At 63.6% G+C, this 12,635-nt stretch carries 10 protein-coding genes; 5 read left to right on the forward strand and 5 right to left on the reverse strand.

Annotation, left to right across the window (positions count from 1 at the left end; translation table 11 throughout):
• Positions 1 to 103 precede the first annotated feature (103 nt).
• Positions 104 to 889 carry a 2-keto-4-pentenoate hydratase gene (locus tag NKI66_RS18715; RefSeq protein WP_023812806.1) on the forward strand — a complete coding sequence of 262 codons (786 nt, stop codon included), beginning with the start codon at positions 104 to 106 and terminating at the stop codon, positions 887 to 889.
• Here NKI66_RS18715 and NKI66_RS18720 read toward each other — a convergent pair.
• From NKI66_RS18720 to NKI66_RS18740, 5 genes are all read right to left on the reverse strand, one after another.
• Positions 886 to 1,692, reverse strand: coding sequence for an ABC transporter permease (locus NKI66_RS18720; RefSeq protein ID WP_023812805.1), 807 nt, complete (start codon positions 1,690 to 1,692; stop codon positions 886 to 888). The two genes, NKI66_RS18715 and NKI66_RS18720, sit on opposite strands and share 4 nt — an antisense overlap.
• Positions 1,692 to 2,525, reverse strand: a complete 834-nt coding sequence (locus NKI66_RS18725) for an ABC transporter permease (RefSeq protein ID WP_023812804.1) — start codon at positions 2,523 to 2,525, stop codon at positions 1,692 to 1,694. The genes NKI66_RS18720 and NKI66_RS18725 overlap by 1 nt, the downstream gene beginning before the upstream one ends.
• Before the next feature lie 25 nt (positions 2,526 to 2,550).
• Complete coding sequence (locus NKI66_RS18730) at positions 2,551 to 3,666, reverse strand: ABC transporter substrate-binding protein (RefSeq protein WP_023812803.1); 1,116 nt, start codon at positions 3,664 to 3,666, stop codon at positions 2,551 to 2,553.
• A 68-nt stretch (positions 3,667 to 3,734) separates the two neighbouring features.
• Positions 3,735 to 4,829, reverse strand: a complete 1,095-nt coding sequence (locus tag NKI66_RS18735) for an ABC transporter ATP-binding protein (protein WP_023812802.1) — start codon at positions 4,827 to 4,829, stop codon at positions 3,735 to 3,737.
• Between the two features lie 119 nt (positions 4,830 to 4,948).
• Positions 4,949 to 5,845 carry a LysR substrate-binding domain-containing protein gene (locus NKI66_RS18740; RefSeq protein ID WP_023812801.1) on the reverse strand — a complete coding sequence of 299 codons (897 nt, stop codon included), beginning with the start codon at positions 5,843 to 5,845 and terminating at the stop codon, positions 4,949 to 4,951.
• Positions 5,846 to 5,929: 84 nt separating this feature from the next.
• Between NKI66_RS18740 and NKI66_RS18745 the strand changes: the two genes are divergently transcribed.
• From NKI66_RS18745 to NKI66_RS18760, 4 genes are all read left to right on the forward strand, one after another.
• Entirely contained in the window at positions 5,930 to 7,513 is a 1,584-nt protein-coding gene (locus NKI66_RS18745; protein ID WP_031213575.1) for a zinc-binding metallopeptidase family protein, read from the forward strand.
• 22 nt (positions 7,514 to 7,535) lie between these two features.
• Positions 7,536 to 8,468 (forward strand): dimethylarginine dimethylaminohydrolase family protein, encoded by a 933-nt coding sequence (locus NKI66_RS18750; RefSeq protein ID WP_352609863.1) that lies wholly within the window; start codon positions 7,536 to 7,538, stop codon positions 8,466 to 8,468.
• Between the two features lie 239 nt (positions 8,469 to 8,707).
• Entirely contained in the window at positions 8,708 to 10,147 is a 1,440-nt protein-coding gene (locus tag NKI66_RS18755) for an FAD-binding oxidoreductase (RefSeq protein WP_023812798.1), read from the forward strand.
• 242 nt (positions 10,148 to 10,389) lie between these two features.
• Positions 10,390 to 12,543 carry a transglycosylase domain-containing protein gene (locus NKI66_RS18760; protein WP_023812797.1) on the forward strand — a complete coding sequence of 718 codons (2,154 nt, stop codon included), beginning with the start codon at positions 10,390 to 10,392 and terminating at the stop codon, positions 12,541 to 12,543.
• Positions 12,544 to 12,635 lie beyond the last annotated feature (92 nt).

A 12,635-nucleotide genomic window follows, 5' to 3' on the forward strand; every position in this document is an offset into this window, starting at 1 on the left:
GCATAGACACTCGATTCCTGGTCACATATTCTCGCTCTACAGGGTCGCATGACGCAATGTTCCTTGCCGTTTTTGATCCACGAAGCCATTTCGGAAGCTGATGATGCTCGATGCAGAAAAGACCAGGGCTGCGTCTCGGTTGTTGGTAGGCCACTGGGACAAGGGCACCCGTCTCGACGCCATACCTGAGGCGTTGCGCCCACAAACACGGCTCGAAGGTTACGCCATCCAGTCGCATGTCATGGATCGCTCGGTGGCCCCACTTTTCGGCTGGAAGATTGCCGCGACCAGTCTGGCCGGACAAAGGCACATTAACGTCGACGGCCCGATGGCCGGACGTCTCCTGGCCGAAAAAGCGGTGGAGGTCGGCGGGACGGTTTCCCTGGCGACGAGCAAGATGCGCGTGGCCGAGATCGAGTTCGCTTTCCGCTTCGGACGCGAACTGCCGCCTCGTCCGGCACCCTATGAAATCGCCGAGGTGATGAAAGCCGTGGCGACCTTGCACCCGGCGATCGAAATTCCGGACTCACGCTATGACGATTTTTGCGCCGTCGGGGCGCCGCAACTCATTGCGGACAATGCCTGCGCCAATCTGTTTGTCATCGGCGAGGCGGCGGACGACTGGCGAGACGTGGACCTTGCAAAGCACCCCGTGGTCGCCTCCGTTTCCGGAAGGCCGCAACATAGCGGATCGGGAGCAGCCGTGTTGGGCGATCCTCGCATCGCGCTCACCTGGATCGTCAACGAGCTGTCGGGCCTGGGCATAGCGCTCCAACCGGGACAGGTGGTGATTACAGGTACCTGCGTGACGCCGATTGGGGTCGAGGCCGGCGACGAAGTCATTGGCGATTTGGGCAGGTTCGGCAGCGTCTCCGTGCGGTTTGTCTAATAGCCCCCACGCTGCCTGGCCACGAAACTGCGCACCGCCAGCACCAGAACGGTGATGATGATCAGGATCACCGAGAGCGCGGCGATCGCTGGGTCGATGTTGTCGCGCAGGCCCATCCACATCAGCCTGGGCAGCGTGATGGCGTTGACCGAGGTGATGAACAGGGTGACGCCGATTTCTTCCCAGGACAGCACGAAGGAGAGAAGCGCCGCGGTAATGATGCCGAACTTGATGTTGGGCATGATGATGCGGGTGGCGCGCTCCCACACAGTGGCGCCTAAGCCCCGCGCGGCAAGGTCGATGCGGCGGTCGAGCTGGCTGAGCGAGACCAGCATCAGCACCGTGGCGAAGGGCACGGTCATCACCGAATGCGCCATGGCGACGCCAAGCCAGGTGTCGTAGCCGAAGAACGCGCTGAACCCCGAGATCGAGGTCAGCAGGAAGTAGAGCGTGATCGCCGAGACCACCGGCGGCACCACCATCGGCAGCAGCACGAAGCCGACCAAGGCCGCGGTGAAGCGCGGCTGGAACATCCAGACGCCAAGGCTGAAGCACAGCGCGAGCACGGTGGAAAAGGCGCTGCTGACGACGCCGATGCGGATCGAGAGCAGGATCGATTGGAGCCAGCGCGGGTCCTCGACCAGCGCCCGGTAGTGGCGCAGCGATAGTTCGCCCGACGGCATAGCCAGCATGCGGCTCGGCGTCAGCGATACCGGGATGACCGCAAGCAGCGGCATCAGCAGGAACAGCGCCACGAAGGCGGCGATGATCAGCGAGACGGGACCGGGGCGGTAGGTCGGCATCAGATCAACTGCTTCGGTCTGACATAGCGGAACAAAAGCGCCATCAGCGCGCCGACGAACAGCACCAGCACGACGCTGATCGCTGCACCCAGCCCCCAGTCCGGGCTCTGGAAGATCCTGAGATAGATCAGCTCGGCGATCATGACGCTGCGGCCGCCACCGAGGATCGCCGGCGTGACGAAGAAGCCGAGCGAGAAGACGAAAACGATCATCGCCGCGCCGATGATGCCGGAGCGCGTCATCGGCACAAACACCGTCCAGAAGGTGCGCATGCGGCTGGAGCCGAGCCCGCGCGCGGCCAGGAGCACGCGGTCGTCGAGACTGCGCATGGCCGATGCCAGCGGGAAGACGGCGAACGGAATGAGGAAGTGCGTCATGCCGACGATGACGCCGAATTCGTTGCGCACCAGCGCCAGCGGTTCGGAAATGAAGCCGATCGCCTGCAGCCAGGTGTTGATCAGGCCGCGATTGGAGAGCAGCGCCACCCAGCCGAAAGCACGGGTCAGCACGGAAATCCAGAAGGGAACGAGAATGCAGAACTCGGCGATCAGGCGCTGTGCCGGGGTTCCACGCACCCAGACGACGGTGATGGCGTAGGCAGCTGCCACCGAAACGACAGTGACGACCGCCGCGATGCGCAGCGTGCGGATGAACACCGACTGCACGAGATCGTCGGTGAGCAGCGCCTCATACTGGCCGAGGCCGGGCGTCGGCAGTGTAAAGCTCCATTTGACGACGCCGAGGAACGGCCAGGCATAGGCCAGGACAAGAAACAGGAGCAGCGGCGCCATCAACAGCGCCGCGCCCATCCTGTCGGAGAGATAAAATCTCATTTCGACCCGATTACCCCGCCCCTGATCAGGCCGAGATGATCTTGGTGTATTCGTCGAGCGCCGGCCCGTAATTCTTGGCGTACCAGTCCATGTCGAGCGCGATCTGCTTCTTCATGTTCTCGGGATCGACCGGATTGATGCGCTTCTTGTCGGCGGGGATCAGCGCGTCGGCAGCCGGGTTTGCAGGACCTTGGCCGAGCTTGTCGAACATGACCAGCTGCTTTTCAGGGTCCTGGGCACTGGCGATGAACTTCATCGCAGCGTCCTTGCCGCCGGGGTTGCCCTTGAGCACGGCCAGCGCGCCGGGCGAGATCAGGCCCTGGTCCCAGATGAACTTGATCTTGCCGCCCGAATCCTGCTCGATCAGCGAGGCGCGGGTCGACCAGACGATCGCCATCGAGGCCTCGCCATTGAGCAGCACGCTCTGGCTTTCGGCGCCGCCGCCCCAATAGGCAACGACATTTTCCTTGAAGGCGGCGATCTTGTCATGGGCGCGCTTGAGGTCGAGCGGGTAGAGCGACGCAGGCGCGATACCGTCGGCGAGCAGCGCCGCTTCCCAGCTCGACACGCCCCATTTGTAGAGCGAGCGCTTGCCGGGGAATTTCTTCACGTCGAAGAAATCGGCCATGCCGGTCGGCGCGTCCTTGCCGTACTTCTCGGAATCATAGGCGATGACATAGGAGAAGAAATAGGTCGAGGCGGCGTATTCCCAACCAAAGCCGGGCCGCATCTTCTTCTTGTCGACGATGTTGTAATCGATCGGCTCGAGAGCCCCTTGGGCGCCGAGCGTGATGGCCGAGAACGGGTCTACGTCGACGAGATCCCAGGTCGGCGCGCCGCTCTTGAACTGTGCGGCGATGGCGCCTTCGGTCGGACCCGAACCGTCCATCTTGACGGTGATGCCGGTGTCCTTGGTGAAGGCCTGGCCATAGGCGGCATCGTAGGCGGTGATGGCATCGCCACCCCAGTTGACCAGCACAAGTTCCTTGGCCTGCGCAAAGGCACCTGTCGAGCGCAGCAGCATCGGCGTGCCGGCCAGCACGAGTGCCGCCAACTGTGTGAATTGCCGGCGCGAGATCTCGCCGCGACCTGCCCTGGCGGACAGGCTCTCGATGGCTTGTTTCTTGGTGTCATGTGTCATGTCAGTTCCCCTTTTTTGTTGTTGATAGTGCCGGAAAACGGTGCTGCGATATCTCGCCACACCGTTCGTCATTGCCCTCCATACGGAAGGAGGAAACCCTTTTCCGCCGGCCAGGTGAGCCAGACGGAGTTGCCCTTGCTCAAGGCCGCGGCAGCCACCTCGTTCGGCACCGAGACCGTGACCTTGGCGCCTTGCAGCGTTGTCAGGTCGAGCCGCGTTGCCGCGCCGAGATAGGTGGAGTTGGTGGCGGTAGCGGCGATGCCATTCTCACCATCTGCCGCCTCGCCCGATATCGACATGTATTCGGGCCGGATCGCCAGGATGGCATCGCCGCGCACGAGTTCGGCCTTGCAGCCCATGCTGACCGCGCGGTCTTCGCACAGGCCAGTCGAGCCATTGCCGGCGGGCTTGACCCCCTTTAGGGGCAGCATGTTGATCTCGCCGAGGAATTCGGCGACGAAGCGGTTGTCCGGCCGGTCGTAGACCTCGTCGGGCGCTCCGACCTGCAGCAGCTTGCCATGGTTGAAGATGGCGACGCGCGACGACAGCGCCAGCGCCTCGCTCTGGTCGTGGGTAACGAAGACGAAGGTGGTTCCGGTCTCCTGATGCAGCCGCTTCATCTCGGCTTGCATCTGGCCGCGCAGGCCCTTGTCGAGTGCGGAAAACGGCTCATCGAGCAACAGCACGCCCGGCTCGAACACCAGCGCTCGCGCCAGCGCCACGCGCTGCTGCTGGCCGCCCGACAGCTGCGCCGGCAGTTTCTTCTCGTGGCCCTTGAGGCCGACGCGCTCGATCATCTCGCCGACACGGCGCTTGATGTCGGCGGCCGATTTCTTGCGCACCTTGAGTGGGAAGGCGATGTTGGCTTCTACGCTCATATGTGGGAACAGCGCGTAGCCCTGGAACACCATGCCGGCGGCGCGTTGCTCTGCCGGCCGGTCGGTGATGTCGACGCCGTCGCTGAACAGCTTGCCCTCGGTCGGCTGAACGAAGCCGGCAAGGATCATCAGGAAGGTGGTCTTGCCCGAACCGGACGGCCCGAGCAGGGTCAGGAACTCGCCACGGCCGATATCGAGCGACAGATTGTCCAGCGCACGGAACGAGCCGAAGCTCTTGCCGATCCCGATTGCCTTGATCTCTGCGGCACGGCCGGGTTGCTGCATACTGCCCTTTCCCTAACGCTTGTCGAAATCGTAGGCAGGGTGCCGGCTCACCGCAACCGAATAGTTTTCGCGTGATCGGCAAATTCCATTCATCTATGGCGAGATGTCGCCAACTGCCCTCAATACGGCAGAATGCGGTTCTCCTGGAGTTTCGACCGCAGCCATCCCGCGAACGCTTCCAGAACCGGATGCGAAGCCTTGGCATGTTCGGAGACCAGGAAATAGGAGCGCGGCGACTTGATCGCGATGTCGAACGGCCTGACCAGCCGGCCCTCGCTCAGCGCCCGCCGGCTGGTCAGTTCGTCGCCCATGGCGATGCCCTGGCCGGCAATCGCCGCCGAAAAGACGAGGTTCATGTCCGAAAAGAAGATGCCGCCCTCAATGTCGGGGTTTTCCACCTTGGAGAGCGCCAGCCAGCGCGCCCAATCCTCGGTGTCATCGAGATGCAGCAGGTTGGCCCGCAGCACGTCCGACGGCCGGGAAAAACCGCCGATCTTGTTGAGCAGCGTCGGGCTGCAGAGCGGCGTGAACGAGATTTCGCAGAGCGGTTCGACCGCCCGGTTCGGCCAATTGCCGACACCAAACGCAATGAAGGCATCGGCATCGGCGTTGCTAACATCGTCGAGCCGCCGCGGCGTCAGAATGCGCAGCGCCACGTCAGGATACATCTGCCGGAACTCGCCGATATGGGTGCACAAGAACAGCGAGGCGAAGCCGGGCGTGCAACTGACGGCGAACGAGCCGCCGACGCCGGTGCCGGCATCACGCGTCACCGCGTCGCCCAGCACGGTCAACGCCTTGCGCACGTCGCTGGCGTAGCGCTGGCCGCGCGGCGTCAGCGCCACGCCCTTGCCGATGCGTTCGAGCAGGTCGAAGCCGAGGTCGCGCTCCAGCAGGCGAAGCTGATGGCTGACAGCGCTGCGGGTCAGGTGCAACTCGTCGGCGGCGCGCCAGACGCTGCCGTGGCGGGCGAAGCTGTCGAGCGCACGCAGCGCTTGTGTCGATGGTATACGCAAGGAGCCTCAGGTGAACCGAATTTGCACGAACCGGGAAAACATATCACTTTTTAGCGACCCGCTTCACTGCTTTCTTCTCATGCCATGGAGAAACCGGTGGCCACCTCGGCGCAAGCAACCGCCCTTGCCTGTCTCGACGGCATCCAGCCGTTGTTGTCCGCGTGGACACGCACCATCTTCGATTACGGCGAGACCGCGTGGCGGGAGTATCAATCAGCCGCCTGGTATGTCGAGCGGCTGAAACTCGAAGGCTTTTCCGTCGAAGAAGGTTCCGGCGGCATGCCGACCGCCTTCTGCGCGCATTGGACCAATGGCCCCGGCCCGACCATCGGCATGTACGCCGAATACGACGCGGTGCCGGGCAATTGCCAGGATGCCGCTACGGTCGAGCGTCCGCGCCGGGGACTTGGCAACCAGGCCGGCGGCCACACCGACCCGCATTCCGGACTGGGTATTTCGAGCCTCGGCGGGCTGCTGGCGACCAAGGCCGCGATGCAGCGCCACGGCATATCAGGCACGCTGCGCTTCACCGGCGAACCGGCGGAAAAGGTGCGTGGGTCCAAGCCGATCCATGCCGCCAAGGGTTATTATGACGGCCTTGCCGGCATGATCTCCTTTCATCCGTTCTATATGCTGCCGCTCTGCAACACGGCGCGCTGGGACACGCATTGCGGCGCGGCCTACGCGATGATCTATCGATTCATCTGCGACCAACCGGAGCGCTGGGCGCTGGCTGCGGGTGCCGCACCCATTCCGCAAGCACATTCGGCGGCGCGCGCGCCCGGCGCCAACGACGCATTGATGATGATGTACATGGCCTCCAAGGCTCTGCGCGATTCCATGCTGCCTCACCAGGGCGGCTGGTCGATCAGCGAGGCGATCCTGACGGCGGGGCAAGCGACCGCCGACAATTTGCCGGCGGGGCTGGCCGAGATCCAGTACATGATCCGCGTGCCGACGCTTGCCATGGCCGAGCAGGTCACCGCGGTGCTCGACCGCAATGCCGAGGCCGCTGCCAGCATGAGCGGCTGCCGCCATGAGCGGCATTGGGTGTCGAAGTCACGGCCGGGACTTGCCAACCATGCCATGGCCGAAATCGCCTATGAAGCACTGTCGAGCGTGGGGCCGCCGCGCTGGGACGAAGACGCCAAGGCAGTCGCGCGCGAAATACAGGTCAATGCCGGGCGCATGGCGAGCGACGAGCCGTTCATAGAAGAACTGGAGCGCCTGATCGAGCCGCAGGCGGCGGAAGCGATCCTGCGCCGCGATCTGCCGCCCTCGCAGGTCAATTCGACCTCCGACGATTACACCGACATGTCGTGGCATGCGCCGACGGCGCGCTTCTATGTCGCCCGCCCGGCGCTGCGTTCGGAGACCGGCTATCCCTATCCGTCATGGGTGATGAATGCGTTGGGCGGTATTCCCGCCACCATCGACCCGATGGTGGCCTGCGCCTCCCGCACGATCGCGCTCGCCGCCCTTCGCCTGCTCGAGGACAAAACCGCCCGCGATGCGGCGATGAATGAATTCGTCGCCCGCACCGGCGGCGGCATAGGCGGCTCGAACTGGATCGCGCCGCTCTGCGACTACGAGCCGCCGATTGGATTTCGTTGGCCTGAATATGTCACCACCCCACGCGGACGCGACTGGTGGATACCGAGCAATTAGACACCCTCACGAGGAGCACCCCATGACCGTTCATGACCGCATTGTCGCCGAGCCGTTTTCGCTGCAGCGCCGCAACCCTGCCGGCGGCACCAAGCCGCTGACCGCCTGGGGCTTCGCCAACGAGACCGACGTGCTGACCGACGTGCTGCTCGGCTCACCCAATTTCCTGCGTCATCTCTCGACTAGCTCGCTGTCGCGAAAGCATCTGCGCGAGGCACCCTGCAACGTGCAGATTGCCCAGGCGCAGCACAAGGACCTTGTCGCCGCCTACGAGCATTTCGGCGTCAACATCCACTGGCACGAGCCGACGCCGGAACTGCCGATGCAGGTCTATTCCCGCGATTCCAGCGTCATGACGCCCTACGGCGCCTTCATCACCGCCATGGCCAACTGGTGGCGGCGCGGCGAGAATTATGCCGCAATCCGCACCTACGAAAAGCTCGGCATCCCGATCTACGACATGGTCACGGCTGGTACGTTCGAGGGCGGCGACTTCAACGTCATCGAGGACGGCGTCGTGCTGATCGGCTGCGGCGGCGCCCGCACGCAGGAGGAAGGCGCGCGCCAAGTACAAGCCTGGTTCGACAAGGAGGGCTGGGAAACCCGCATCGCCTTCATCGACGAATACTACGTCCATATCGACCTGATGGTGGTGCCGATCGCCGAAAAGCTGACCGCCGTCTGCCTCGCCTGCACCGAACCCGGCATCGTCGACTGGCTGAAGGGCAAGGGCCACGAGATCATCGACGTGCCGTTCCGGGACACGATGGCCCTCGGCTGCAACTTCATGTCGCTCGGCAAGGACCGGGTGATCGCGCCGACCTCCAGCCAGACGCTGATCGGCCAGCTCAAGGCGCGCGGTTTCGAGGTCGCGGCCGTCGACATGAACGAGATTTCCAAGACCGGCGGCGGCATCCACTGCATGGCGCAGGCGCTGAAGCGCGAACCGGCCTGAGGAGTGGGATAGCGCTACGCTGCTTCGCTCACATTCGCATCAGCATGATCGGCATCCTGGCGGCCGAGGGTGCAAGGTCGCGCGGGCAAAACGGCTGAGATCGCCGGCTGGCGGCACCATGTGCCCGGCTTGCGAGTCGGAACGCTGCCCGATGCGAAACTTGCGCGATAGCTAATATAAGCGCACAGTAAAACCGTCTTTTGGGATAGGACAGCTCATCTGCAAATCGGGAGGAAACCATGAACACCATGAGCCTCACCACGCTTGAACGCGGCAAAACGACAGTCGACGCCGCAGCCCTGGAAGCGTTTTCGGCACAATTGCGCGGCAAAATGCTGAGCGAAGGCGATGCAGCGTATGACGAAGCACGGACCGTCTGGAATGCCACGGTCGACCGGCTGCCCGGGCTGATCGTGTGCTGCGTCGGAGCTTCCGATGTCATCAGTGCCGTGAATTTCGCCAGGGAGAACAGGCTTCTCGTCTCGGTGCGCGGCGGCGGCCACAACATTGCCGGAAGTGCGGTCTGCGATGGTGGCCTGATGATTGATCTGTCATTGATGAAATCGGTGCGGGTCGATGTCGCTGCGCGGCGGGCATGGGTCGGGCCTGGCGCGACGCTTGCCGATGTCGACAAGGAAACGCAGGCCTTCGGGCTGGTGGTACCGACCGGCATCAACTCGACCACCGGCATATCCGGCCTGACGCTGGGTGGCGGCTTCGGCTGGATCACCCGCAAATTCGGCCTGACCATCGACAATCTTGCCTCCGTCGATGTGGTCACCGCCGATGGCAAACTGCTCCGGGCCAGCCATGCCGAAAATCCGGACTTGTTCTGGGCGCTGCGCGGCGGCGGCGGCAATTTCGGCGTCGTCACGGCATTCGAGTTCGAACTCCATGAGTTTGGACCGCAAGTGCTGGCGGGGCTTGTCGTCCATCCCTTCGCCGATGCCGAAAAGGTGCTGCGGGAGTATCGCAAGGCGCTCGAGACCGCACCTGACGAGTTGACCTGCTGGGTGGTCATGCGGCAGGCGCCGCCGCTGCCCTTCCTGCCCGCGGAGTGGCATGGCAAGGAGGTTCTGGTGCTGGCCATGTGCTATTGCGGCGACATCGAGGCAGGCGAAAAGGCGACGCAAAAACTTCGAGCCATCGGCACGCCGATTGCCGATGTCGTGGGCCCCAGCCCGTTCACCGGCTGGCAGCAGGCATTCGACCCACTGCTCACGCCCGGCGCCCGCAACTACTGGAAGAGCCATGACTTCACCGAGTTTTCCGAGGAGGCGGCTGCGGTCGTCAGGGGGGCAATAGCCAGGCTGCCGGGACCCGAATGCGAGATATTTATCGGCCATGTCGGCGGCGCGGCAGGTCGCGTCAAGGAGGACGCAACGGCGTTTCCACAGCGCAGTTCGCATTTCGTCATGAACGTTCACGCCCGCTGGCGCGAACCGACGATGGACAAGGCTTGCACCGACTGGGCTCGTTCAATCTGCGAGGCGGCCAAACCTTATGCCGCCGGCACCGCCTATGTGAACTTCATGCCAGAGGACGAGGTCGACCGGGTCGAAGCGGCCTATGGTGGCAACCATCGACGGCTTCTGGAAATCAAGCAGCGCTACGACCCATTGAACCTGTTCCGCATGAACCAGAATTTGCGCCCGAAAGAAAGCCTGCGAGCTGCTTGAGGCGCGCCCGTGCTGCAGTGATAAAAAAGCACACGTCGCCGCTGGAGGCGCGGGCTTTTACTGTCACATGCTGTTGGCGTCGAGTTGTATTCCCGGCCCGGCCCATCAGCAACAAACCCGATACTGTGTCTTCGCCGCCCTTGTGAGTGCTGGAAAAATGGAGGAATAGTCTTGCGGAATGCATCGCCCTGAAATTGCCGGTTTGCGGTTCTCAGGTCGTGCAATTGCTAGCCGGATATCGAATGGCCAGTCCCGAACCGCGCAAGAGAAGAGGTCCGATCGCCGCCCGGCTGCTGGCGCTCGACGCGTGGATCGATTCCTCGCTCTACGAGATCGGTTTCAAGGCGCGCCAGTTCTGGGAATCGGCGACGATCTTCTCGCGGCGCTTCCGCGTCAACGGCTGGCGCCGTGGCATCATCGAACTGTTGAGCGAAGGTTTCACGCTCGGCGCCGTCGGCATCGTGGTGATGCTGGCGCTGGCCATTCCGGCTTTCCAGGACACGGCCGGCGACTGGCGCGCCCAGGGTGACTTCGCCGTCACCTTCCTCGACCGCTATGGCAACGAGATCGGCCAGCGCGGCATCATCCAGCGCGATTCCGTGCCGGTCGACGAGATGCCCGATCACGTCATCAAGGCGGTGCTTGCCACCGAGGACCGTCGCTTCTTCGATCACTACGGCATCGATGTGCTCGGCCTTTCGCGCGCCATCTTCGAGAATGTGCGGGCGAACTCCGTCGTTCAGGGCGGCTCGAGCATCACCCAGCAGCTGGCCAAGAACCTGTTCCTCACCAATGAGCGCACGCTGGAGCGCAAGATCAAGGAAGCCTTCCTGTCGCTGTGGCTCGAGGCCAATCTATCGAAGAAGGAGATCCTGCAACTCTATCTCGACCGCGCCTATATGGGCGGCGGGACGTTCGGCATCGAGGCGGCCGCCGACTTCTATTTCGGCAAGAGCGTCAAGGACCTGAACCTCGCCGAAGCGGCGATGCTGGCCGGTCTGTTCAAGGCGCCGACCAAATACGCCCCCCACATCAACCTGCCGGCGGCGCGTGCGCGCGCCAATGTGGTGTTGTCCAACCTTGTCGATGCCGGCTTCATGACCGAGGGCCAGGTCCTGCAGGCCAGGCTGCATCCGGCCGACGTCGTCGATCGAGGCGAACAGAAGAGCCCGGATTATTACCTCGACTGGGCATTCGACGAGGTCAAGAAGATCGCCAAGCCCGGCCAGCACTCGCTCGTCGCCCACACGACCTTCGACGCCAACATCCAGAAGGCGGCGGAAGAATCGGTGGAATTCCACCTGCGCCAGTTCGGCAAGGAGTACAACGTCACCGAGGGCGCGGTCGTGGTCATCGAGACCAACGGCGCCGTGCGCGCCATCGTCGGCGGCCGCGACTACGGCGCCAGCCAGTTCAACCGCGCCACCAAGGCGCTGCGCCAGACCGGCTCGTCATTCAAGCCCTATGTCTACGCAACGGCGATGGAACACGGCTTCACTCCCAACTCCATTATTTCCGGCGGCCCGATCAGTTGGGGCAGCTGGTCACCGCACAATTACAACGGCGGGTCGGCGGGCAACGTCACCTTGATCATGGCAATGGCCAAATCGATCAACACCGTGCCGGTGCGGCTGGCCAAGGATCATCTCGGCATCGGCCCGATCAAGGCCATGGCCGAGGCGATGGGTGTGGAATCGCCGATCGAAGCACACAAGACGATGGTTCTCGGCACCTCGGGCATGACCGTGATGGACCAGGCGACGGGCTACAGCGTGTTCGCCGACAATGGCTTCGTCGGCTCCCGGCACGGCGTCAGCCAGCTCGTCACCCGCACCGGCGAGGTGGTCTATGATTTCGCCAAGGATGCGCCGCCGCCGCACCGGGTGCTGTCGGAGCAGGCACTGAAATCGATGAACACCATGCTGGCGGCAGTGCCGGTGATGGGCACCGCGCGGCGGGCTCAACTTCCCAACATCGTCGTCGCTGGCAAGACGGGCACGACGCAGTCCTACCGCGACGCCTGGTTTGTCGGCTTCACCGGCAACTACACGGCGGCGGTGTGGATGGGCAATGATGACTTCACGCCGACCAAGAACATGACCGGTGGCTCACTGCCGGCGATGGTGTGGCAGCGACTGATGGTCTACGCGCACCAGAATATCGACCTCAAGCCGATCCCGGGCATCGACAAACCTTTCGTCGACGAGGAGATCGCGGCCAAGGCCGAGGAAGCGCTGAAGAAGAGCGACGAACAGGCGGCGGCCAATGCGGCGGCCGAGCGGCCGCCGGTGCTGTCCAGCCGCACGACCCAGACGCTGCGGGACATGACCACGCTGTTCCAGTCGGCCCCCGTCCTCAGTACGCCTCAACCGCCGGAGACGCTGTCGGCGCTGTGATCTTTCCGACTGGGCAGGTCTTTCAACTGGTCCGGGGCGGCAAATCCATCGGCCCGCTTGCCACAAGGCCCCGCGCCGCGATATCCCCGAGC

This window comes from Mesorhizobium sp. M0518, from assembly GCF_040321125.1.
In the GTDB taxonomy this organism is placed as follows: domain Bacteria; phylum Pseudomonadota; class Alphaproteobacteria; order Rhizobiales; family Rhizobiaceae; genus Mesorhizobium.

Bases quoted from the DNA above. Each gene is read 5' to 3' on its own strand.
- NKI66_RS18725 (WP_023812804.1), bottom strand. From the start codon at position 2,525: ATGAGATTTTATCTCTCCGACAGGATGGGCGCGGCGCTGTTGATGGCG.
- NKI66_RS18755 (WP_023812798.1), top strand. From the start codon at position 8,708: ATGAACACCATGAGCCTCACCACGCTTGAACGCGGCAAAACGACAGTC.
- NKI66_RS18745 (WP_031213575.1), top strand. From the start codon at position 5,930: ATGGAGAAACCGGTGGCCACCTCGGCGCAAGCAACCGCCCTTGCCTGT.
- NKI66_RS18750 (WP_352609863.1), top strand. From the start codon at position 7,536: ATGACCGTTCATGACCGCATTGTCGCCGAGCCGTTTTCGCTGCAGCGC.
- NKI66_RS18720 (WP_023812805.1), bottom strand. From the start codon at position 1,692: ATGCCGACCTACCGCCCCGGTCCCGTCTCGCTGATCATCGCCGCCTTC.
- NKI66_RS18715 (WP_023812806.1), top strand. From the start codon at position 104: ATGCTCGATGCAGAAAAGACCAGGGCTGCGTCTCGGTTGTTGGTAGGC.
- NKI66_RS18735 (WP_023812802.1), bottom strand. From the start codon at position 4,829: ATGCAGCAACCCGGCCGTGCCGCAGAGATCAAGGCAATCGGGATCGGC.
- NKI66_RS18760 (WP_023812797.1), top strand. From the start codon at position 10,390: ATGGCCAGTCCCGAACCGCGCAAGAGAAGAGGTCCGATCGCCGCCCGG.
- NKI66_RS18730 (WP_023812803.1), bottom strand. From the start codon at position 3,666: ATGACACATGACACCAAGAAACAAGCCATCGAGAGCCTGTCCGCCAGG.